Below are 23,979 nucleotides of genomic sequence, written 5' to 3'. Positions count from 1 at the left end.
TATTTGTTCTTTACTTAGGCAGTCTGATTTGGAACGCCGTTTCTTGATACGGAATGCTCGACATTTCAACACTGCCCTGATGCGCTTCAGCAACATCCTTCACAATGGAGAGACCCATACCGAGTCCTTGGCCTACTCTTCCGCCGCTGCGATAAAAGCGATCGAAAATGTAATCTCGATCCTCGGGATTGACCCCCTTACCTTTGTCAGTAATCGTAATGATCGCAGTTTCTTCCTCCTCAGTTAATTGGACACCGAGATAACGGCCTTCGTTTCCGTAACGAAGGGCATTGTCTAGCAAATTTCGTAGGGCTCGCTCTATCAGCAAAACATCCATGGGCACTACCAACTCGGTTTCAGGGATATTAAAATCAAGGTTGAGGTTGTCCTCGTCGATAATTAATAAATAATCGGCTACTACTTTTCGAATAAGTTCGGATAGATCTTCGTGGACAAAACGAATATTCCGCACATCAACACCCTGCCTAGAGACATCCAAAATTTGATTGAGCAAACTTTCCATGTACCTGGAATGCTGCAGGATGATTTTCACGCTTGATTTCAGCTCTCTCGTATCTTTATAATGTTCTACGCGAATGGTCTCGGCGTATCCAAGGATCATTGTTAATGGGGTACGCAGGTCATGGGACAAGTTGGACAGAAGCACCTTACGCCTGCTCTCGAACTGTTCGATCTGAGTGATCTGCATCCGAATTCTTCGGGTCATCTGATTGTAATGCATGTTAAGTTGACTGATTTCATCTTTGGCGTTATCTTGTAATTCGATATCTTCGCTTTGCAGATTGACCCGATTGAGTGCGACGTTCAGCTTGCGCAGGCGCCGATTCATAGAGGAAAAAAACCATAAGGAAAGTAAGTAAGGTGTTAAAAAGGCAAGAAGGAGCGGCAAAGCTAGTGTGAATAGAATCTTGTAGGTTCGCATGAAAAAATAAAACTGCCCTGGCTCCATCGCTTCACTTGGCAGACTGACCAACAAATAATAGGATTGCCCGTCTTTGTCCGTAGAAGCTGCTAATGTAATCTGTTCTCCGTCGGTCCATAGATTTGTAGGCAAGTGAGTAACCCGATCTGCCAGTTCTTTGAAGCTGTAAGGTATCGATTGGCCGGAGGTGTCATAGATCGGTATGCCATCCGAAGCGATCCACTCGAATCGCAGCTGGGGATCTTGCTGGTGAGCATTGTCTAGAATGGGCTGCACTCTATCTTTAGCGAAAGCTTGCTCATCCTGCATTTGTCTGATCGTAGTGCTAATGATATTATCTAGCGAGTTCAGACTGTACCCTTGGTTATACTTTTGTCCAATCCAAACGGAAAGAACTATGAACAGGGTTAAGCTTAGGACGATGCTAGTAACAACGAGCAACCATAGCTTCGTGCGTAGCTTCATATCCCATCACCTGAAAATCGGTAGCCGATTCCCCGAATGGTTTGAAAATGATTAATGGGCGAAGAGGGGTTATCTAGCATTTTTCGTAATCGATTCATATAAACTCTTAAGTTATTTTCGTTGTAATTATCGTGATTCCATATTTGTCGGTAAATTCCCCTTTTTGTAAAGACGCGATCAGGATTTCGCATAAATAAATGGAGTAGCTCAAATTCCATGCCTGTTAAAGTATATATTTCCCCGTAGCAGTGGAGGCTGTAATTGTTCAAATCGAGAACGATACCGTTCAGCTCGGAATGGCTCTTGGCAATGGGAATAAACCGCCTGATATTGGCTTGGACTCTGGCAATCAGCTCCAGTGGACTGAAAGGTTTCGTGACGTAATCGTCGGCACCCAAACCTAACGTGATGATTTTGTCCTGTTCTTGCCTTCTTGCGCTTAGGATGATGACAAGCATTTCTAATCGGTTTTCCCGCAAATAGTTCAGCACTTCGAAGCCGTTGCCGTCGTCCATCATCAGATCAAGAATCATCAGTTCAAAGCTACGATCTTGAAGCAGTTCGATGGCTTCCCTACCGGTTGCGGCTTCTTCCGCTTGCATTCCGGCTTGTTCGATATGCAGACGAATTAATCGGCGAATATCAACTTCATCATCCACGATGAGAATTCGTTCCATTATATCCAATCACACTCCGAATTTATTGGTTTCCTTCAATAGTAGCATACGGGCTTGCAAAATATGCGATAATTCTGCACGAGTTACTAGGCTTTTTCGGTAGTCTTATTGAAGGCAAAACGTCGTAGTAGTTTAGCCGTTATAGCGTGTAAGGTGAAACATATCATAAATAGGACGAAAAGCCGACCGCATTGGGTTGGTTTTTTTTCATACTTTAGTTGCGCATGACGATCAAAACAGCATATCCGAAACATAAGTGGTTAACTTCATATAAGCATCTTGAAGTATCTTGTGGATACGAATGTCTTCAGGTGGAAATAGGGTTATCCTTCAAGCCATTTATCGCTCGAGGGATAACCCTATTCAATGATTCTTTTTATATCAGGCCAGACTTTTGCAGCAACCGCTCCACAATCGCTGCAACCTCAGCTCTCGTAATGTTAGCTTTTGGTGCAAGTGCCGTACTACTTCTTCCTGATATAATACCTGCCTGCAAGACGTCAGCCATGCTGGTTAGTGCCCAACTGGACGCATCCGCTACATCTGTGTATGAACGAAGCATTAGGTCTGACGCATGAACGGAAAGCTTGGCTTTTAGTTCTGTAATCATCATCGCTTTAGCAATAATCACCATAGCTTGTTCTCGGGTAATTCTGTCATTTGGACGGAAGGTACCGTCTTCAAATCCATTGATAAGTTGGTAGGAGTAAGCCGTATTGATTGCGCTACTATACCAATCCGATGTCCCTACATCCGAAAATGTGGTTGCTCCGTTATTCAACTTAAGCCCCAGTCCACGAACGACAATCGCTGCAAACTCAGCGCGAGTAATGTCTTGATCCGGATTGAATAGATCATTGCCAATGCCGCCTACGACCATCCGTGAGCCCATGTTGTTCACAGCACCCTTTGCCCAATGCTGGGCGACATCCTTGAATTCAAGTGAATGCCAAACAATGGAGTACGTACTGTTCGTCAAGCTGCTTACTACAGCGTAATACTTGCCATCCACAATGACAATCCTCGTTGGCACATGGCGAACGGTTCCGTCTGCGTCAATCACTACGCCGGTTGTGATCTTGTTAGGATCTACACCGTCTGGTATAGGGAAAGTCCTTTCCACATAGGCATTGAATGTGGATACTTCTTTCGTTATATCCCCATAAATAGCTCTAACTGTGAAGTGAAGCGGTGGGACCACAATCATGAACTCTCCCTTAACGGCTGAGCTTTCTACGACCTGCAAGGTATCCGCTAACGGTGTAGCGATTTCGATCTGAATCTTAATGTCTTGAAGCGCTACGTTCTCGCCGAACTGTTTGGATAATGAATCGATATTGATTTGTTGCGCAGGCATGGAATAGGTGGCTTTCTCCGTTTTGATTTCCACAATGGTCTGCTTTTGCGCCATATATTGTACCAATTGACCGTTAAACTCTCCAGCTACAACATCGGACTCGGTATTGACCGGAATCGTAATCACCGCACCTTGGCCTTCCGCCGCAAGCTTGTCCTCTAGCTTTTTCTGGTCAATTATTACTATGGTAACGCTCTGGTTTCTGACTGTTGTTGTTGTTGTAGCAGTACCTAGGTTCTCAATCTTGCCATTGACAAGAACAATAACTCCTATGTTTATCGGTTCCTGAACACTTGAAGATGTTGAGTCCGATGATGAAGACTCATAGTAACTGGTTGTTAGTGAATATGGTATTACAGCATTAGAGACATGAGAAAATTCGCTGTTGCCTTCGCTATTGATCGCTTTTACCGTGAACGTATAGGTCAGTCCGTTCGACAGTCCCGTTATTGTAATCGGGCTGGTTGTCCCTGTGACCACAATATTTCCAGGAGAAGATGTGATCTCATAACCCGTGACTGGACTTCCCCCATCATCAATTGGAGCCGTAAATGTAATGGCTGCTTGTCCATTTCCTGCTGTTGCCGTTACTTCCGTAGGTACTGTTGGAACGGTTTTAGGGGTTGTGCTCACTTCGTTTGAATTTGTACTCTCCAAGCTTCCTTTAACAGCCTTAACCACGAAGTAATACGTTGTTCCATTTACAAGTCCTGTTATATCGCTACTATGTACCGATCCACTTAGTGTTGCTGCTGCCGCCCCATAATTATTGGGGGTCGTGCTATTGAATATTTTATAACTTGTCGAACCGTCTACTAAATTCCAAGTGAGACTGACTTTGGCATTTCCTGCTACTGCACTGACTATAGTCGACGCTTCCAGTGCGCTATTCACTGTCAAGATTGCGCTATTCGATGTAGCTTCTGGTAAGACACTTCCGCTCGCGATTACCTGATACACGTAACCATTCAAGCCTGTTGTAGCACCTGTAATTGTTAGCGTCGCTGTTGTCACACCGCTGTATGGAGCACCATCGCTAATATTCGTGAAGCCCGAACCTGTATTCACCTGCCATTGATACGAGGTTACATGGGATGCCGTCACCGAGAAGGTTGTATTTCCACCCTGATCTACCGTTGCATTACTCGGTTGGCTAGTGATTACCGGCGAAGGCTGAGCACCAATGATCGTTACCGAGCTTCCGTCTGTAGTTGCTTCCACCGTTAAGGAGTAGATCCCTCCCGCATTCTTTACGTTGATTTGGAAGGTGGCTGGCGCTCCTGTCACCAGGTCTCCTGAATCGACGAGATGGGTTGCCGTATAGGCATTGCCTACATTCGTGAACGTATCCGGATTGCTGCCATTGATCTTAAAGTTGCCTAATTTGGTGACCGACTCATCGGTAGTAAAGGTGAGCGTGATCGTATCGCCAATCGTGGCTTTTGTGGCATCCCCTGCATGATTCGATACGATGCTTACATCGGTTATGATGGGTTCACCGCCGGCAGCATTTGCTGTTAGTACTAGCCCTGGTACCATACTTATGATCAAGCACAGAGTTAAAAAGACTACTGATATTTTATGTAAGTAACTATGCATACGAGTCCTCCTCATTCTGAATAAGAAAATACAATTATAAGTTCTAAAGCCGTCATTACTTCCTATATTTGCAATACGAAGGATCAATTGATACCTTTTTCATACTGCTTGCTTGCCATTCCTTTTGTATTCTCTCTCCTTCTGATCTCTCAATATTTCACTCCCAATTATCCTATTACATTCCTTGCCACCTTTCCAGAATATCAACAAACAAGAACCCACTTAAGAAGTTTACTGGTCACCAAAATGGAGTACTTAACCAGTAAGACAACCCAAAGGTGGCGTTAACGATACGGGGGATCAAGATAAGCAAAAGCCGTCGCGACAATCACCAATACATCTTCGTTTCATCCCAAATCTTCCAGCATCGCCATGAGGTCATAATATCAGCAAACTTGGTGACATCAACCAATTATCTGACCAATTAACAAAATACGACACTCCTCCTATTTGATTTAAAGTGTAACAGAGCGCAATGAAAGAATTCTGAAAGAAACTTACCCTTGCTAAATAAGTCAGCGTAGCACAAGAAGCTTTGCTTCAAGACAGTTCCATTGAATCGGCTATCGAGCTTGAACTTCAACAATATCAATGAAGAAGTAGTAGGCATCGTTGAAATCACTTTCAGCGCAGAGGGTAACCGAAACGGCAACAGATATCATACGTGTGAAGGGGGATGCCTGCCGGTATTTTTGTCGCAATGGGTTGGGAGCCCGATAAATTCGCCCTATAGATGATATGCTGATGCGTATCTCCCATAGTGGTAAAGCGAAAAGTAGAGTTACGAGTAGAATCAGTAGTATTAAATTAAACGGGCAGTTTAATTTGAACATGTTGTGTGGAATAATTTTGCAACCTATTTGGGAAATTAAAGGAGTGATAAAATTACCGGTGAAGGAGTTAGAACCATTATGAAGCCCAAAGCAGTAGAATTGATACCTTTTGCTCAAATATTAGGAGGAACGGATACGAATAATTTCCATAATCCATTCCCTTGGTTTGAGAAAAAAAGAAAAGAATCGCCTATTTATTTTCATGAAGAAACGGGTACATGGAATGCATTTCAGTATGAGGATGTTAAAAGGCTAGCGGATGATAAGGAAAAATTCTCCGTCGTTTTTCCGCAAATGCCAGGTAATACATTGAAAAATAGTATAATTGCTTTGGATCCTCCTAGGCATACCCAGATTCGTTCAATTGTCAGTCATGCCTTCACACCAAGAGTCATGAAGGAATGGGAACCGCGCATCCTTGAAATTACAGAGCAGCTTCTAAATAGTGTCAGTGGAAGTGAAGAAATCGATATTGTGAAGGATTTCTCCTATCCTCTCCCTATGGTGGTGATTGCAGAGATGTTGGGTGTCCCTTCCCAGAACATGGATAAATTTAAAGAATGGTCTGATATCTTAGTTGGTTCTCCAAAGAGCAGTAGAAAAGAGGATGTGGATGAAAACATAAACATTAGGCTGAAGACTGATGAAGCATTAGCCGAATTTTTCCATGAGATAATTGAGGAGAAAAGGGGGGATTTAGGTAATGATATCATTTCCATACTCATAAAGGCGGGAGAAGAGGGAGTTAAGATATCCGAAGAGGATTTAATTCCATTCTGTCGTCTCCTGCTAGTCGCAGGAAATGAAACGACAACGAATTTGATTGCGAATGCGGTATATTGCCTATTGGAAAACCCGGATGTTTACAAAGAACTTAGAAGTGATCTCTCCCTTGTGCCACAAATGATGGAAGAGACTTTGCGCTACCGCGGACCTGCTCATATCTTGAGGCGGATTGTAGCTCAGGATACAGAATTAAACGGTCAACGTTTACGAAAAGGTGAGATTGTGATCGGTTGGCTGGCTTCAGCGAATCGGGATGAAAGTAAATTTGAAAATGCGTCAAAATATGATATTCATCGCAGCCCAAACCGTCATATTGCTTTCGGGCACGGCATTCATTTCTGTTTAGGGGCGCCATTAGCACGTTTGGAAGCGAATATTGCCATAACTGAAATAATCGAAAGATATTCATCTATCTCATTTTCGAAGGACTTTACAATTGATCCGGTCAAAAATGGCGCAGTATTGGGTTTCAACAGTTTACTTGTCCGTGTTAGTCAATAATTTTTGGAAGAATAAAGGATTTACAGGTTGTTCGTTTGCGTATTTGTTGTAACACAACTATTTCTAACAACTAATTAAGTTAGTGAGTAGAGAAGTAAAAAGAGCCTTCCGCAAGGATTGGCTCTTGACGTTTTTCACAATTAGAGTGATACGGTGAACCGTGTCATAAGTAACGGCAAAGTTTTTTGACGGCGATCAGGAGAGATTACTTGTGGACTGGCACAAGTACAAAATTTTCATCTTCATGCAGAGCTACTGATGCAATTGACGCTTTTAAGGACTTAGATCGTGAGTGCGGCTTTGGAAGGAAGCTGTTGCTTGAGAAGAGCAAAGCCCCACCCACTTTAATGGTGGATAGGGCTAAGGCCAAATACTATTCAATTGTGTTTTTCATTGCCAAATACATATTTGCTACATGATCGTCGACTTTATCTCGTGACATGCGTAAACGATCCACAGAAGTACCGTATCCAATTTCCGCTTTACCCTCTTCTAATCCTTTAAAAATTCCATCTGCGAAGGCATCTAATGGTTCTCCATGCGTATGCAACCCCGCTCCGCCTAAATCTGTGCTCACTGCCGGTGGAGCAACCTCAATTACTTCTACAGACGTATCAGAAAGTTGGTGTCTTAGGCTCATTGTAAAAGAATGAAGCGCCGCCTTCGTTGATGAATAAATAGGAGCAATCGCAAATGGTGTAAAAGCTAACCCAGATGTCACATTAATGATTGTCGCGTCTTCCTTTGTTGCAAAAAACGGAGCGAACATCATAGACAGATGGAATGGTGCTTCAATGTTGGTTGTTAGTTCTTTACTGAAATAACTCCAATTGTTCTTCGCATCCGCTTTTAACACATTAAAGCGTTGTTGGATGCCTGCATTGTTGACTAACACATTGACCTCTGGATAGTTCGTTGTTGCCCAATCAAACAATGCTACACGCTCGGATTCAATATTCAAATCACTTACATGAGTGATAAGGCTAGGGAATCTTTCTTTCGCATCTTGAAGTACATTTTCACGTCGTCCGGTAACAATGACTTTGTTCCCGGCTTTTATAAAGCGTTCTGCAAAAGCTAAACCGATTCCAGCACTTCCGCCTGTAATAAGTATTGTATTTCCTGAAAGTTTCATATCAATCCCTCTTCTTCTTTATTTTTTTGGTTTATATAACGTGTAATTTTTACGTCAATTCCTTTTAAGGATTCTGTCATCAACGAAATTTCAGCTAGCACGGCTCGCTTGTGATTCTTCATCATTGCAAGTCGGAGTTCAATGGTGTCGTCTCCTTCTACTACCCAATCCATATATTGCTTAATACCACTTATCGGCATGTGTGTATTTTTTAAACAAACAACGGTTTCCAAGAGCGCAATTTGATCTTCTGAAAATAACCGCCTGCCCGCTTCATCACGCTCTATTAGTGGTAGTAGTCCTTTTTTTTCATAATAACGTATCGTGGATTCTGGAAGATTGAGTTTAGCTGCAGCTTCGCTGATAGAACAATACTTCATTTGGAGACCCCCAAGTAACTTTCTTGTCGACAAGACTTATGATACGACTTAAACCATGGTTTAAGTCAACAAAAAATATTTAAAAGAATAATAAATTGCTGTAAAGTATCGCTTTATTCTGCAAACGAGAGCTCATTCGATTTCAATTAAAGGGCCATCCCAAAAAGGACGGCCCTTTAATTTGCCGTTATAGACGGCGGAGAACCGTATCACAATTAAATGCAGCAAAATGGTGTGCAATGGGTACGATGTGGATTTATGCTGACTTATCAAGTAAAGGTCAGTTTCTTTCAGAATTCTTTCATTGCGATCTGTTAATATGCATATCGAAGGAACATTGCCAAATAATCTTTTGACTCTAGCTGTCTATTCTTGCAGTCGTTGGTGTTTGTCCAAGAGATAACCCCTTGATTGGGGAGACTCATTTTTTAGGTGCGATTGGAATATTAAATGAAATGGGGAATTTGTAATGAAAAAGAGGTTGGCGATATGTTTAACTACCCTGCTTGCGCTGTTGTCCTTAATAGGATTATGGCCTTTGAATGTTCAGGCAGCTTATAGCTTCAGTGGCGGGGGGGATGGAACCTCGGGAAATCCTTATATCATTAAAACGGCGGCGGATTTAGATCATATTCGGGATGGGTTGACGTTAAGCTACAAACTTCAGGCAGATATTAATCTATCAGCCTTCGGAAATTGGCAGCCAATCGGTCCCGGTAGCGGCAACCCGTTTAAAGGCAATTTCGATGGAGCCGGTTATACGATTAACGGATTAACCATCAACTCGTCCAATAGTAATATTGGTCTTTTTGGTTATGCGAATGGAGCCGCAACGTTTAAGAATGTGCGACTGGAGAATATAGATATTACGTCGAGTAGTGCAAGTGCCAATATCGGCGGACTTATTGGTTTTTCTAGTTCGTCCCAGATCACGATTGACCATATTTCGGTGACTGGTGAGTTGAAGGGTGTCGGTTTTACGGCAGGCGGCTTAGTCGGACAATCTCTAAGCACACTCACAAACAGCGAATCACATGCCCGGTTAAACTTTCGCTATACCAATACAGGGGGGTTAGTTGGGTATAACTCATGGGACAGTGTTATCAAGGAAAGTTACGCATCAGGCGATGTGTCAAGCAACTCGGCAATTGGTGGCCTGGTTGGTAACTTAGACGGTCGTATTGAAAACAGCTATGCAACCGGCAATGTCTCTGGAACTACTGCCAATCATACAGGCGGGTTGGTGGGCACATCGTTTGGTGGAACTATTGTCAACAGCTATGCAGCGGGAATTGTGAGCAGTGGCTCCGGCTTGAAAGGCGGATTGGTCGGCAACGAAGATATTTCGCCGAATGTAACCAGCTCCTACTGGAACGTGAGCGATAATCCTGGCCTGCAAACCGTTGGCTCGGCATCGGGAACAGACGGAGCCGTCATTAAGAACGCTATGAAACAAATGGCCACTTACGGGGGTTGGAACCCAACGATTTGGGGAATTCAAGAAAATATAACATACCCTTACTTGAAAACTTTTTCCCCCACACTAAGGGTAAATCCGCTTTCCTCATTGATATATTCCAATGAGCTGGCGAATAACCAGTTTACGATTTCTGGTTATGTACGGGATGGCAGTATCGGTGAGCCATTGGTAGTCAGTTACTCCATAAAAGACGCATCAAACGCTACGGTAGCCCAGAATGTGTATGCCACTAATGCCACCAGCGGCAATCAGACCTTCAGCTTTCCGGTTACGCTTGACGGAATCAGCTACACAACGGGAACCTATACGATAAACATAACAACGAACGATTCCGTTCTGGCGCACGAACAACTGCAATCCTTAACGTTTAATGTAGAGGATACGACAGCTCCGGCAGAGCCTGTCATCACCACTCCGAGCAACGGACAGATGACGAACAATGCGATGCCAACTATCAGCGGTACGGCGGAACCGGGAGCTACGGTGTCGCTTGTACTGGACGGAGCTGCAGCGGGAACGACTACGGTTGTGGCCAATGGAAGCTGGATGTGGACGCCGCCATCAGCTCTTTCCGAAGGTGAGCATACGGTAACGGCGACGGTAACGGATGCTGCGGGCAATGAGAGCCGTATTTCCAAGGGCAACACGTTTATCGTAGACACGACCCCTCCGGTCATTACGCTCATTGGAAGCAATACCTTGCAAGTGGAAGCGGGGGAGTCTTTTATAGATCCAAGGGCAACAGCCCATGATCTTGTCGATGGAGATATCACGGGGCAAATTACCGTAACCGGAAGCGTCGACACCAGAAGGCTAGGTACCTATACGCTCACATACCATGTTTCAGATCAGACAGGTAATCCGGCGACGGCGGTGACACGCTCCGTCGATGTGACGGATACGCAAGCTCCGGTTATTACACTCCTGGGAGTGAGCTTCATTGCCTTTACAGAAGGTGAAACTTTTGTTGATCCGGGGGCAACTGCTCTCGATAGCTTCGAGGGCAGTTTATCAATAACGGTGACAGGGATCGTAGACAACCAAACCCCAGGGACTTATACGCTGCGCTACAACGTACAGGACAGCTCCGGCAACGCAGCTGTGGAAGTGACACGGACGGTTCATGTGAACGCAAGGAGCAGCTCCTCGGACGGCAGCTCCGGCGGCGATTCCTCCAGTGAGGGTGGGTATCTATACGGAAATGCGGATCTCAAACAGCTTATCGTAACATCCAAAGGGTATGAACTAGCGTTAAGCCCGGCGTTTGCTGCCGGAACCGCCAGCTACAGGTCCGAAACAGCTGCGGAGCTGGTCGAGATTCGGGCGGTCCCCACTGAAGTAAATGCGTCCGTAACCATGAAAGGCGAAGCCTTAACCGGCGCAAAAACCGTTTCGTTGGATGATGGGGACAATCAGTTTGAGATTTCCGTCAAGGCGGAGAACGGCACAATCAAGACCTATGCCTTGATCCTACACCGACAGGCAGTAAAAGAGCAGCAGCCGATGACACCAGTGACACCGGAGACACCGTTGACACCGGCGGGTCCGCCGTGCATGTTTACCGATATTAAAGGCCATTGGGCAATGTCGCAAATTTGTGAGGCGGCTGCAAATTGGATCGTCGAAGGCGATTCTCCGAGCGTTTTTCGTCCGGACGGGTTGGTGACGCGAGTGGAATTTGCGACCTTGCTGATGCGATCACTTGGGTTATCTTCCGGAACTGAAGCGGACGAGCTGGCGTTTGTCGATAGCAAAAATATTCCATCATGGGCAACAAAAACGATTAGTGCAGCGGTGGAGCGCGGCATATTAGAAGGCTATCCGGATGGTACACTCCGGCCGCAGCAGACGATAAGCCGCTCCGAAATGGCCGTTATGCTTGCCAAAGCCATGAAATGGGAGTCGAATAGTACACAAACCTCTTTTGCGGATGACGCCCAAATACCGGCATGGGCGCGCGGCTACATTCAGTCGGTTGTCGAGCATGGTCTGCTGATCGGGCGCGAAGGCAACCTGTTTGTTCCAGACGAGCATACTACGAGAGCGGAAGCGGCGGTAGCCGTTCTCCGCTTGCGCGGCACCTTGCAGTAAGTGGCTGTTTTTTTCAGATATGAAAACACCCTCATGATGGGAATGAATGTGCTGTATTGAATGAATATAAGGTAAACGGATTGTTTCATTTCCGTTTACCTTTATTCTACTTTCTCTTAAATTTTGCAGCTCATATTTCGGCAGACGAATTAGGGGGCTAGCTAGCCCACAATCGTTTTAGCCCATTTCAATCACTACAGCTTATCGCTGCTACTTACTTTTGGGTCTGCCGATTTTTGTACTCGATATTGATTTCTTCAATGATTTTCTGGTAATTCGCATCCTTTTTCAGCTGCTCGACATATTTGTCCCATTCCTCCATCGGGATCTTGCCGATAATGACCTGCGTTTTTGTATCCGCGATTTTTTTCGTATAGTCAGCTCCCATTTTAAGCTCCGTCTCGGAGACCAAGCCAATGGATGGATCACCTGTTGAAATTTTAGATTTTTCTTCAACAAGCTTCATGTTTCTTTGATAAACCTCTTTGGGCATACCCGCCGCATATTGCCACAAATCTGCTACAGGCGTACTGAACATTTTGCCCCACGAGCCCGTTCCTACGCTATCCGCCACCGCTTTATCGTTGGCAAGCTTGAGCCCATCTGTAACGGTGTAATGGACATCCTTAATGCCATAGAGGGTCAAATCCAAGCCCTCGCCGCCAGAGCCGTAATCAATAAATTTCAAAATCGCCTTCATCTTTTCCTCTGGAACGGTTTTCGGTATAGCCAGCACGCCATTCATGCCTGTGCTTTGGGATACATGAGGCTTGCCTCCTGCTTTGGGGGCGAGAGACAGCATCGGTGTCCACTCTACCTTCGGATCCTTCTTCCATTGATCCATCGTATAACGGAATAATGCCTCCGGCGTTTCCTGAGTAAGCCCGGCACGGCCGCTTGTTGCCAGCTCCCAATACTGGTTTTCCTTCATAACCGGGAAGTCCTGTGGAATGAGTCCTTCTTTGTATAATTTATTCAAATAGACCAAGGCTTCCTTCGTTTCTGGCTCCAGTGTCACATTGATCAGCTTGCCGTCCTTTACTTTCCATTTACCAACGGTTCCGTTGAACACCTCTTCAAAAATAAACGAGCCTCCGCGCATGGTATAGCCGGTCGTGTCCTTCTTGCCATCAGGCGCATTGTCCTTAAAAGCCTTCAATACCGTATAAAGCTCATCCATATTGGTTGGCATTTGCAAGCCCAGCTTATCCAGCCAATCCTTACGGATGGAAAAGAAGCCGCCACCGTTCATCGGGCGTCCAGCGGGAACTGCAAAGGATTTGCCATCGATTTTGGTATTGTTCCACACCTTGGGATCCAAGCTGACCAGGTTTGGGTAGTCTTTGACATAAGGCGTCAAATCCCAGAAGGCGCCCTGCTTGACCATTTGCCGGAATAAAGGCGTATTGATATTCGGAATTTTAATTAGATCGGCGATATCTCCAGCAGCCAAGGCCACATTAACACGGTCCCCATAATCGCCGCCTGGCACCCATTGGACGGTCAGCTTCGTATTTGTCCTTTTCTCAAATTCCTTCTGCACCGCGTTATCCGGGGATGGGGGCTGGGCGATCGTATAATCCGTCATAATTTTAATTTCCGTAGGCTTCCCTGGTGCTTTGGCTTCTTCCTTGCCCGGTGTAGCCGTTGCGGGGCTTGCAGCCGGTGTTGGCGTGGAGGAAGAGCAAGCGGCGGCGAAGGACGAGAATACGACCAACGTGGAAACAGCTAGCAACGTCTTTTTTCTAAGCAGGTTTGATCCAGTTAATATCATAAAAACTCATCTCCCAAATTTTAAATTGATCTTGCTTTTATTTCACTTTTATTCTCGCTTTTATTTATGAACCGCTTGAAGTACCCAGCCATGCTCACGTACCATGCTTTCATAGTTCGCTTCGTCAATGTGCAAGCCGAACCCAGGCGTCGTTGGCACCGCTATATGCCCGTCCTTAATCGAGTAGCCTGATGTATCGATACCGGGGATTTGTGCCTCATCCCATTCTACGAACATAAAGCCTTCAATTGCCGGGTACACCTGTGCCGATGCATAGTTGCCATAGAAGCCGCCGTAATTATGCGGTGCAGCCTTCACACCGCTCTTGGCCAGCCGCTTGGCTAATTTCAGCCAATTAATAATGCCATAATCCTTCAAATCATATTGGATTGCATCGATCAAGCCCTGCTCGGCCCACTCGACAATAGGTCCGGCAGCGTGGCCCTCCCCATCGGTGATCAGCACCTGCAAATTGTGCTCAACCAGCCACTCCTTAAGATTACGGTACAGCCGATCATCCTCATGGAACGCTTCCTCTATCCACAGCAGGTTGGATTGCGCCGTTTCCTTCAGTACATGCTTGGTCAGGTTCAGGTTGTAGCCATTGTTGGCATCAATTGAAATATTACATTCAGGACCAACTACATCCCTAATTCCATTAACAATGGCGATATCCCGCTTCGTGCCCTCCATCAAATCCATATGCATCGCACCGCGGCCTACCTTAATTTTGAACCCGCGGAATCCTTCGTCAAAGCCTTGCATCGCTTCCTCCTGCAGCAGCTTAACGGCTTCTGCTTCCGAGCTTAGGTGCAGATCGTCAAAATAAAGCGACGTATCGTAGCAGGCAACACTAAGCGGCGATGTCCACTTCTCCTCGGTTAACAGCTCATAAACCGGTATACCCCTGACCTGTCCCAGCCAATCGAGCAAAGGAAATTGAATACTTTGAAACCGGTCTTTAATCCATTGGTCCTCACAAAAAATTTCGCTAACCGAAGCGCCGATCATCGCCTCCGCAGCTTCACGGGAAACACGGGACCAGCTATAGCCGGCAATACCTCCAATTGTAAGTCGAACCAGCGGGAAGCTCACCTCTTTACCATGGACGCCAAGCCTTGCATTGCTGCCCGCCAGCCTGCGGCGTTCCCCCTTCATCAACACCTGCTCAATTTTTTCAATACGCCAGCTACTGTCCAAGTCCGAAAAGTTTTTCATCGTGTTTGCTCCTTATTTTCAATTTGTTGGGCTCACCCTTTGACCGAGTTATCCATTGAACGGGCTATCTATTGAACGGGCTATCCTTTAACCGAGCCTAGCATAACGCCTTTTGTAAAATGCTTTTGCAGGAAGGGATAGACCAGCAGGATGGGCAGTGTCGAAATGACCACCGCAGCCATCTTGATCGTTTGGGTTGGCAGTTGTTTGTCCGAAGCCATCTCCACGGCAGAGGACCCGCCCATCGCGGTATCGGAATCGATCAGCATGTTGCGTAATACAATTTGTAACGGCACTTTTGTAAAATCATTAATATACAACACGGCGCTAAAGAACGTATTCCAATAGGCCACGGCGTAAAATAACCCAAAGGCGGCAAGCGATGCAGCGGAAAGCGGCAGGATGATACGAAAAAAGATACTTAGATCATTACAGCCATCGATCATTGCCGATTCCTCCAGCTCCACCGGAATGCTGTCGAAAAAGCTTTTCATTAGGATCACATACCAGCCGCTGGTCAGCACCGGAATAATTAGCGCCCACACGCTGTTAATGAGGCCCAGGTCACGGACCAACAAGTACAAGGGAATAATTCCCGGATTAAACAAAATCGTGAACATGACCATCATCATCATCAATTTTCTGCCGCGTAAACGCTTACGGGATAACCCGAAGGAGAAGGCGGAGGTGATCATCAGGCTTAAGACGGTGCCTACCGTTGCCAGAAAGGCACTAACCCCAGTAGCCCGAATAAAGGCCGAGGTGGACATTAAATATTCGTAGGAGCCCAGACTCCACTTGCTCGGGAATAACACAAAGCCATACTTTTCGATATACTCGCTCGGCTCGGTAAAGGAAACAACAAATACATAATAAAGTGGAAACAAGGTGATGATACCGATCACAATAAGCAGCAGTGTATTGGCATAAATGAATAGTCGATCTCCTAAGCCTTCCCTCATTTAATACACACCCTCCTCACCAAAACGCTTGGCCATCCAGTTCGCCCCTATGACAAGCACCAGCCCAATCACGGATTTGAATAATCCTACTGCTGTCGTATAGCTGAACTGCCCTTGTTGGATCCCGTTGCGATACACATAGGTTTCAAATACGTCGGAAACATTCGCTACGGCGCCATTGGCCATCAGGAATACTTGCTCAAAACCAACATCCATAATATGACCGAGCCTGAGAATCAATAAAATAATAATGACGTTGCGGATACCCGGCAGCGTAATATGCCACATTTGGCGGATGCGGTTGGCACCATCAAGCTTTGCCGCTTCATACAGCTGCGAGTCGATCCCCGTTATGGCCGCAAGGAAAATAATCGTGCCCCAGCCGGTATCCTTCCATATATTTTGCCCGGTCAGCAATGCCCAGAACAAGCTTTCGCTGGTCAGGAAGGCGATCTTGGAAGCCCCCATAAATTCTAAAATCAGGTTCACAATCCCATTCGTTTGCGACAGCAGCAAGAAGGTAATGCCCGCAATAATGACCCAGGATAAAAAATGCGGCAAGTACACAATCGATTGAATGATCCTTTTAAAATATTTATTACTAACCTCATTCATACACAGCGACAACACAATAGGTAATGGAAAAAAGAAAACTAAGCTAAGCAAGCTAATCATCATCGTATTGCGAAATAAAAGATAGAAGCTGGGGTTCGTGAAAAACCGGATAAAATGCTCAAATCCAACCCAGGTGCTTTTTAAAACACCCATATAAGGGGAATAATCCTGGAAGGCGATAATGACGCCCCACATCGGGTAGTACTTAAATACGAGAAAGTACAGCACGCCTGGCAGTACCAGCAGGTAAAGATACTTATCACGTTTAAGCTCCGCCCAAAGTGATGATCGGCTTTTCCTTTTAGTAAGCGTTTGCGACATTGACTTGGCGGCTTGGATATCCATGCCCTTTCCTCCTCACTTCATTCATTAGGTTCTGGCTCTTGTTAGAGCTCTTGCGTTTACTTTAAGCCGCTGCCAGCTCAAGCACAATAACAACAAATTATTGCTATGCTCCTGCAAAATTTCCGGAGATCGTCTTTTTTTGCGAGGAGTCCAAAAAGCCCTCTATACAAGGATAGAAGGTGGGGATGCAGGGTACAGCACCCACATCTACCGTTCTTGGCTATGCTTTTCGCGGTATTGTCTTGGTGTTATGCCCTCGCTTTTCTTGAACATGCGGATTAAATAGGACGGCTGGTAATGCAGCTGCTCGGCAATTTCATTTATTTTCATATCCGTAGTGACCAAAAGCTCCTTACATTTCTCAATCCGCAAACGGATGACTGTATCAATAAAGTTGCTGCCATTCATTTGCCTGAATGCTTTGCTCAGCCTGGAGGAGCTCATTTGCAATTGATCCGCGTACATTTCCAGCGATACATCTTTTAAAATGTCTGCTTGAATTTGCGTTAGCAGCTTTTCCATCGTTTCCCGGAGATTGCCATCATAGGTCATCGTTAATGTTTTAATAAAAGGGCGAATCAGCTTATATTGGAACCATTCCACAATGGGCTCCGGCTCCGATAGCTGCATCAGCTGCTCGTACAAATGGACGCCCTCGTAGAGCGCATACAGGTTGACATCATGCTTGACCATCGTATCGTGCAAGGTGCCCAGCAGCTTCATCATCCCCTGATGCACCATGAGCTCCGTGCTGTCATTGCTCTGCAGCTCCTTCATAAACTGCCGGATTAGACGGACAGCCTCCTCTTCGAGGCCCATGCTGACGGTATGGGCAATTTCTCGCTCCAGGTCGGAGGGAAAATGCGTTTGACTCGTATTGTCCATCATAAATTGGTTCATATCCAGCATTTGGTTGGAGGTATGAAGATCACGGAAACGCAACGCTTTGCGCGTCTGCTCCAGCACATTAGGTGTGTCGAGAATCGAATCGGATATTTTGCTCGTGACAATCGTTACCTTCAAACGCAGCACATTATTCACCGCCGCGATGAAGTCATGGGCAAGCTTGTTGAGCGTTGCTTTAAGCGGCTCATTCGTGCTGCTCTTATCCAATACGAAAAACACACCAACGGACAAGTCCTGAAAATTGATCACATGCACCTTATTCAGTTTCTCGGAGCATAGCTCTAGCAAAATATTCGAGGCAGCGAACGTAATAAGCTGGGCATCCCGCTCCGAGAATTTGCCACCGAGGTCGGAAATCCCATGCAGCTGGGCCACCATAACGGCAAAGCTTTTATGCTCCACATCCCAATCCAGCTGCTTCATTTTATCGATAAGCTCTAATTCCGTATGGGTATATAAATGACCTCGCAGAAACTGCAGCAAAAAGCTTTCCCTCAGCGTTGGAATCGACTCCTCGATTCGTGTAGACAGCACCTGCTGCTCCTCCAGATGCTCCTTCCATTGATTTTCGATATAAATGATTTCATTTTTTTCATCGGATCTTGGTGGCTTGGCTGCTTCAAACAGCCTTTTCAAACGGTAAATAGGATCATAAATCTTATTCGAGGCAAACCATGACAGCAAGAGGCCAATGGATAGCCCAAATATACTGATCATTAAAATAAGCCTCGACAAGGAGGTTACGGGAGCCACGATTTGTGATAGGGGCGTCGCCGAAACAAAGGTCCATTTTCCGCCGAGCTTTGAAATTTTTCCATAGGATACAGTATAGCTTTGCCGCTGCCAGTCAAATTTGAACGTATTTTCGTTCAGATCCTCCTCGGTAATCCGGCTTCTTAAGGTATCCTCCAGCGTGAGCTGCTCAATCGTCGCTTCATTCGTACGTGGTGTGGTCAAGTATTGCCCAGACTCGTTAAAAAGAAAGGCAACACCTTCTCCGGAAGCCAGCTTTTGCACCATATTATTCAGCTTCGCCTGATCCAAATAAATCATAAAAGCGCCAAAGGAATCATACATTTGCCCGCCAGGCAGCTTGATCACAATCGCTTTCATCATAGTGTCAGGTGTGCCGATTTTTCTTAACGAATAATTCCAGTAAATGGTACGCTCCTTCTCCAATAACGACTCCAGCAGCTTCTTGTCCTCTTCGGACTGAACCGCTTGAAAGCCATTATCATCACTGATTAGCTTGTTGGCATCACGCAAATATAAGCTGACACCACCGATCAAGGAATTGGATTCGACCATCAATGAAAACGATTTCATGAGTTCGTTTGTTTTTTGGAATTCCTGGATAAAATCCAGCTGCTTCAACGTTTCGTCCAAGCTTCTGTCAAAAGCAAGCCTAACCACCGAATGCTCCAGATTGGATAAATAATCCTCCATATGCTGGATCGATTGAGCAAGCTGATTCTGGTGGGCATTATGGACCTCCGTCCCAATCCGGTCGGTTCCGATATAATATAAAATAACGCTTATAGTAGCGATAGGGATGCAAGTGATCAGCAGTACAAGGCTTAGGTTTTTCCAAAAGATGGTTCCCCTATTTCTACTCTTATGCTTGTTCATCTTCCCACTTCACACCCTTCGCTTTATTGGTTGGCTAGCTAAATCAGCGTGCTAAATTTTAGTGCTATATAAGCATCAGCAAAAGGCGCTGCGCAAGATGACCCTTCCTCCAATCGCTGTTGCAGCCGGATTCTTTGAATTTCTTAATCCCATATAGGTAAGAATCCGGCTGCAAAGGCGAGCACTTCGTTTCTCCAGAAGGGTCAACTTACTCCGCTTTAGGCTATGCGTTTCCATATGCAGCTACAGATCGTCGCGGACAAAGCGCAGCAGCAGATGCTGGGGATGGTCGCCGAAGCCGGCTCCGAACAAGTTCAATCCCCTGCAGTTCTCGGCATCCGCGCGCACCTCTAGCCGCACCTTAATCGGGCGGTTGTAATGAAGATCCAGCTCCGCGAGGGTCGTATCGGAGGACTTCACCCCATTGATGGAGCTGCCCTCAGGAGTGACGCTCCACTCGGTCAGCTGCCCATACTGCGAGCTGCCAAATTGCAGGCTTTGCGACAGCCTGCCCTTTCTGTCCCCGAAGTCCCCCTCGCAGGTCCAGGTGCCTATCCACTTGCCGTTAATGCTAAGCGATATATCCGATGGCCAATCCTGCTTATAGCCCTCGGCCTCCGAGCATAGCTCCGCACTCAGCAGCAGCTTTTGTAGCGGCACGCCTCCAGGCAGCGGATTGGCGAAGGCATATTCCACGAAGCCGGCTTCGCTGAACCAGAGCAGGTTCGCCTTCGTCCGCTCCGGCATATAGAACGCACGGGGATCATCCGGGCAGCCAATCGCACCCTCCAAGCCTTGAAGACCGCATGGCGGCTGGATGATGCAATCTGTGTAAAGGCCAACCGGCATCGAGATTTCCTCGACCTGCTGCAAGCCTTCGCCAGGGCGCAGCGGCAGCTCGAACAGCAGCGCGTCCATCACGCGGGAGCAAATCTTCTCACGACCGCTGCCCGAGGTGGCGGAGCTTACCAGCCCGGCCTGTTCCAGGTTTTGCACGTTGATCGAAACGGTCGGCTGGGCTACACCCAGCTCCTCCACCAGCTGCGAAATGCTTTTCGACCGTTCGCCAAGTGCTTCTAGGATGCGAAGCCGCAAATCCCCCGAAAGCGCCTTGGCTACCTCTTGGATTTGGTGGGCGGGAATTCGTTTGATCGTATTGGGTAGTTCCTCTGACATATAGGGTCATCCTCTCATTCCTTTAATAATAATCAAGTAAACATTATGATATCGCAATGTATATTGTGTTTAACAAATGTTTTTATTGCATTTGTATAATATACATTGTATATTTTGTATATTCAATAATCAATGAAAGGTTGTGCACAATGATGTCGCTTTCCAATACACATTTACCTCGTCCCGAATACCCAAGACCGGATTGGCAACGAACCGACTGGTTGAACTTGAATGGAGAATGGGCCTTTGGCTTCGATACCGATAACCGCGGTGTAGCTGATCAATGGTTTCAGTGTGCAACAGATACACTCGATACACGAGCGTTAGCTGACACAGTAGCTTCCGACTTATTTAACCGCACAATTACCGTCCCCTTCTCCTGGGCCTCTCCCTTATCGGGCATTGGCGAGAATACGAAAGGTATCGGCTGGTACCGTCGAGCTGTGCAATGGGATTCCCAAGCGGAGGATGCGCGGCTGTTCCTTAGATTTGGCGCCGTCGATTACCACTGCACGGTATGGGTGAACGAAATTGCCGTCGGCAGCCATATCGGCGGCTATGGAACTTTTGAGCTGGAGGTCACTGGCGCTTGGAAGCGCAATCAGGACAACCTGATCGTTATCCGCGTCGAAGACCAGGATGAAGAGCATCAAACCCGGGGCAAGCAAGGGTATGGAGAAATTCGCGGGATGTGGCAGACCGTTTGGCTTGAAGCAAGGCCGCAGCAATATGTGGACCATGTCCAGTTCATTACAGAGCTGGATGGCCGCATTGTGGTTAAGGGTGTCATTCAGGCCGCGACGGCTGTAGAAGCAACGCTACATTTTGATTTTAGCAGCGGTGCTGTGGATGGCACCGCATCTGGTACTCAGGCCGGAGCTCCCTACAGTGCTGCAGCAGAGACTCGAAGCGTATCCCATACGGTGAAGCTCGTATTAACGGAAGGCATGCAGTTTTTCTCCACGGAATTCCAAGTCGACAATCCGTTGCTTTGGAGCCCGGAAAGCCCACATTTATATGAGGGAACGATCACGCTTGAGGCTGCTGGCAGAAATACTCAAGGCGACCGGATCGAAACCTATTTTGGCATCCGTACCGTCGGTACTTTTCAACAAGAGGGCTTGAAGTCACGCTGGATTACGCTGAACGATAAGCCGATATTTTTGAATGGCACGCTTGACCAATCGTTCCACCCTACAGGCTTTTTTACTTACCCAACCGATGGCGAGATGCACGATGAAATATATCGCTTAAAGCGGCTTGGTTTAAATTTTGTACGCATCCACATTAAACCGGAGGAGCCACGCAAGCTGTATTGGGCAGACAAACTGGGTATGCTGGTGATGGAGGATATGCCTTGCTTCTGGGGAACGCCCGACGAGCAATCCACCAATGCCTATAAACCGGAGGCGCTTGAAACGATTCAGCGCGACTGGAACCACCCTTCGATCATTTCATGGGTGATCTTTAATGAGTCCTGGGGCTTGCTGCACAAAATCGACGATGGTACAGGGAAGCCTGTCTCTACTTACCTTCCAGAAACACAAGCCTGGGTCAAGGAAGTGTATGAATGGGCTAAAGTGCTTGATCCCACGAGATTGATCGAGGATAATTCGCCTTGTCGTTATGACCATGTGAAAAGTGATTTGAATACCTGGCATTTTTACCTCAATGGCTACCAATTGGTACGTGACCATATTGAAACAGCAGCGAGCAGCACGTATCCAGGCTCGACCTGGAATTATATCGACGGCCACCAGCAGTCGGATGCACCCCTAATGAACAGCGAATGCGGCGCGGTTTGGGGTATTGATGGCAGCGCTGGGGATAGCGATTTAGGCTGGCAATACCGCTATATGCTGAATGAGTTTCGGAGACATGAGAACATTTGCGGCTTTATTTTCACCGAGTTTAAAGATGTCGTCAACGAATTTAACGGCTATTACCGTATTGACGACACGGAGAAGGATTTTGGCTACGGCGGCTTCTGCGAAGGGATGAGCCTGCGTGACCTGCATCAGCCTGACTTTATCGTGATCGATGCGCCTCCTTGCACGACAGTTACTGGCGGCCAATCAGTTAGCGTACCCATCGCTATATCCAGCTTTGCCGATACGTACCATGGCCAAAGCATGCAGCTATCCTGGGAGCTATGGTACGACCATCTGGGGGTAAAGACGATAGCCGCCCAAGGCATCCTCCCTATTAGCTGGAACCAATACGGAACGACGGTATTAGCTCCGCTGTCCATGTACATGCCGGAATTTGATGCGGTAGCTGTGCTCGCCGTGGAATTAAAGGATCCCTCCCAAGCTTCCTGCAATGCGGTTGCGCGTAACTTTATCACCTTCGATGTGCGCAGCGAAACGAAGCAGGGGCTGTTCGCTCTAGAAGGGCAATGGCTTCAATCCGCGCCAGCAAGCTTCTCTGAGCAGCAATGGGAATATGCCTGGCAAGCTCTGCAAGGCAGCAAAGTGAATGGCAGCGGCGCCAAGGGAGGATTTTTCGAATATGAAATCGACATATCCAGCCTGACCGCCGGCAACCCATTCGGGGATCTCGATCTGTTTTTCGAAGCAGGCTCCAAAATATTGCTAAGCAAAGACCAGCAGCAAATCGATAACCCACATTCAACGGATCTCTCTTATATGCACGGTAGAAAGGCGGATCCCGGCATGAACGTCAATTCCTACTACATGACGGATGAACACAAGCATCCAAGCACCTTCCATGTATACATTGACGGAACGTTAGTGGATCAGCGGCAGCTTGCGGATGATCCTGCGGATAGTCAAGGCGTGCTGTCTTGGCACTATCAGACCAATGACCGTTTGCTTGATGAGGCTGGCTCCTACGGCTACTTGCAGCATATTCGGATTCCCAGCCGATTGGCGCCTGCCATTATTGCCCGTGGCTCGTTCCGGCTAAGGCTGGAGGTGCCTGCGAACTTGCCTGACGGCTCCGGCGGCTTATGCTTATACGGCCGCAATGCAGGCCGCTATCCGATCGATATTCTCGTCCGTTATATATAACCTATTACAAAAAGCACCTTCTCCTCCGCTTCAATAGTGGATCGAGAGGTGCTTTTCTTTTCATGTGAGATCGAC

Annotated in this window: 14 protein-coding genes; 3 read left to right on the top strand and 11 right to left on the bottom strand. The window is 46.7% G+C overall.

The features are described 5' to 3' along the window. Positions 1-10 precede the first annotated feature (10 nt). The 3 genes from G9U52_RS24945 to G9U52_RS24935 form a co-directional block, all read right to left on the bottom strand. Positions 11-1,408: a HAMP domain-containing sensor histidine kinase gene (locus G9U52_RS24945; protein WP_166153362.1), complete on the bottom strand. Its 1,398-nt coding sequence runs from the start codon at positions 1,406-1,408 to the stop codon at positions 11-13. Beyond that, entirely contained in the window at positions 1,405-2,085 is a 681-nt protein-coding gene (locus G9U52_RS24940; RefSeq protein WP_166153361.1) for a response regulator transcription factor, read from the bottom strand. The genes G9U52_RS24945 and G9U52_RS24940 overlap by 4 nt, the downstream gene beginning before the upstream one ends. Positions 2,086-2,461: 376 nt before the next feature. Beyond that, positions 2,462-5,041: an S-layer homology domain-containing protein gene (locus tag G9U52_RS24935; protein WP_166153360.1), complete on the bottom strand. Its 2,580-nt coding sequence runs from the start codon at positions 5,039-5,041 to the stop codon at positions 2,462-2,464. A 911-nt stretch (positions 5,042-5,952) separates the two neighbouring features. Here G9U52_RS24935 and G9U52_RS24930 point away from each other — a divergent pair. Then, entirely contained in the window at positions 5,953-7,161 is a 1,209-nt protein-coding gene (locus tag G9U52_RS24930; RefSeq protein ID WP_166153359.1) for a cytochrome P450, read from the top strand. 373 nt (positions 7,162-7,534) lie between these two features. Here the strand turns inward: G9U52_RS24930 and G9U52_RS24925 are convergent, their stop codons facing one another. Beyond that, positions 7,535-8,296, bottom strand: a complete 762-nt coding sequence (locus tag G9U52_RS24925) for an SDR family oxidoreductase (protein ID WP_166153358.1) — start codon at positions 8,294-8,296, stop codon at positions 7,535-7,537. Further along, on the bottom strand, positions 8,293-8,676 hold the full coding sequence (locus G9U52_RS24920; protein WP_166153357.1) for a MerR family transcriptional regulator: 384 nt from the start codon (positions 8,674-8,676) through the stop codon (positions 8,293-8,295). Before G9U52_RS24920 ends, G9U52_RS24925 begins: the two co-directional genes overlap by 4 nt. 469 nt (positions 8,677-9,145) lie before the next feature. On the opposite strand from G9U52_RS24920, the gene G9U52_RS24915 reads away from it, so the two are divergent. Further along, complete coding sequence (locus G9U52_RS24915) at positions 9,146-12,247, top strand: immunoglobulin-like domain-containing protein (protein WP_166153356.1); 3,102 nt, start codon at positions 9,146-9,148, stop codon at positions 12,245-12,247. A 214-nt stretch (positions 12,248-12,461) separates the two neighbouring features. Here the strand turns inward: G9U52_RS24915 and G9U52_RS24910 are convergent, their stop codons facing one another. The 6 genes from G9U52_RS24910 to G9U52_RS24885 form a co-directional block, all read right to left on the bottom strand. Beyond that, positions 12,462-14,021, bottom strand: a complete 1,560-nt coding sequence (locus G9U52_RS24910) for an extracellular solute-binding protein (RefSeq protein WP_166153355.1) — start codon at positions 14,019-14,021, stop codon at positions 12,462-12,464. 60 nt (positions 14,022-14,081) lie between these two features. After that, positions 14,082-15,239, bottom strand: a complete 1,158-nt coding sequence (locus G9U52_RS24905; RefSeq protein WP_166153354.1) for an enolase C-terminal domain-like protein — start codon at positions 15,237-15,239, stop codon at positions 14,082-14,084. Between the two features lie 80 nt (positions 15,240-15,319). Further along, a complete protein-coding gene (locus tag G9U52_RS24900) occupies positions 15,320-16,201 on the bottom strand; it encodes a carbohydrate ABC transporter permease (RefSeq protein ID WP_166153353.1) in 882 nt (293 codons plus the stop codon). After that, complete coding sequence (locus G9U52_RS24895; RefSeq protein ID WP_166153352.1) at positions 16,202-17,161, bottom strand: ABC transporter permease; 960 nt, start codon at positions 17,159-17,161, stop codon at positions 16,202-16,204. A gap of 207 nt (positions 17,162-17,368) precedes the next feature. Beyond that, positions 17,369-19,696: an AraC family transcriptional regulator gene (locus G9U52_RS24890; protein WP_166153351.1), complete on the bottom strand. Its 2,328-nt coding sequence runs from the start codon at positions 19,694-19,696 to the stop codon at positions 17,369-17,371. A gap of 243 nt (positions 19,697-19,939) precedes the next feature. Beyond that, the gene (locus G9U52_RS24885; protein WP_166153350.1) at positions 19,940-20,872 is read right to left on the bottom strand and encodes an ArsR/SmtB family transcription factor; all 933 of its coding nucleotides are present in this window, start codon (positions 20,870-20,872) and stop codon (positions 19,940-19,942) included. A 149-nt stretch (positions 20,873-21,021) separates the two neighbouring features. On the opposite strand from G9U52_RS24885, the gene G9U52_RS24880 reads away from it, so the two are divergent. Beyond that, positions 21,022-23,904, top strand: coding sequence for a glycoside hydrolase family 2 protein (locus G9U52_RS24880; protein WP_166153349.1), 2,883 nt, complete (start codon positions 21,022-21,024; stop codon positions 23,902-23,904). The last annotated feature ends 75 nt before the right edge of the window (positions 23,905-23,979 follow it).

The organism is Paenibacillus agricola, from assembly GCF_011440305.1.
In the GTDB taxonomy this organism is placed as follows: Bacteria; Bacillota; Bacilli; order Paenibacillales; family NBRC-103111; genus Paenibacillus_S; species Paenibacillus_S agricola.
The sequence above is the reverse complement of the archived record's forward strand: the minus strand, read 5'-3'. Positions and strand labels throughout refer to the sequence as shown.

Coding starts and splice junctions, on each gene's coding strand:
- G9U52_RS24945 (WP_166153362.1), bottom strand. CDS start 1,408: ATGAAGCTACGCACGAAGCTATGGTTGCTCGTTGTTACTAGCATCGTC.
- G9U52_RS24940 (WP_166153361.1), bottom strand. CDS start 2,085: ATGGAACGAATTCTCATCGTGGATGATGAAGTTGATATTCGCCGATTA.
- G9U52_RS24935 (WP_166153360.1), bottom strand. CDS start 5,041: ATGCATAGTTACTTACATAAAATATCAGTAGTCTTTTTAACTCTGTGC.
- G9U52_RS24930 (WP_166153359.1), top strand. CDS start 5,953: ATGAAGCCCAAAGCAGTAGAATTGATACCTTTTGCTCAAATATTAGGA.
- G9U52_RS24925 (WP_166153358.1), bottom strand. CDS start 8,296: ATGAAACTTTCAGGAAATACAATACTTATTACAGGCGGAAGTGCTGGA.
- G9U52_RS24920 (WP_166153357.1), bottom strand. CDS start 8,676: ATGAAGTATTGTTCTATCAGCGAAGCTGCAGCTAAACTCAATCTTCCA.
- G9U52_RS24915 (WP_166153356.1), top strand. CDS start 9,146: ATGAAAAAGAGGTTGGCGATATGTTTAACTACCCTGCTTGCGCTGTTG.
- G9U52_RS24910 (WP_166153355.1), bottom strand. CDS start 14,021: ATGATATTAACTGGATCAAACCTGCTTAGAAAAAAGACGTTGCTAGCT.
- G9U52_RS24905 (WP_166153354.1), bottom strand. CDS start 15,239: ATGAAAAACTTTTCGGACTTGGACAGTAGCTGGCGTATTGAAAAAATT.
- G9U52_RS24900 (WP_166153353.1), bottom strand. CDS start 16,201: ATGAGGGAAGGCTTAGGAGATCGACTATTCATTTATGCCAATACACTG.
- G9U52_RS24895 (WP_166153352.1), bottom strand. CDS start 17,161: ATGGATATCCAAGCCGCCAAGTCAATGTCGCAAACGCTTACTAAAAGG.
- G9U52_RS24890 (WP_166153351.1), bottom strand. CDS start 19,696: ATGAACAAGCATAAGAGTAGAAATAGGGGAACCATCTTTTGGAAAAAC.
- G9U52_RS24885 (WP_166153350.1), bottom strand. CDS start 20,872: ATGTCAGAGGAACTACCCAATACGATCAAACGAATTCCCGCCCACCAA.
- G9U52_RS24880 (WP_166153349.1), top strand. CDS start 21,022: ATGATGTCGCTTTCCAATACACATTTACCTCGTCCCGAATACCCAAGA.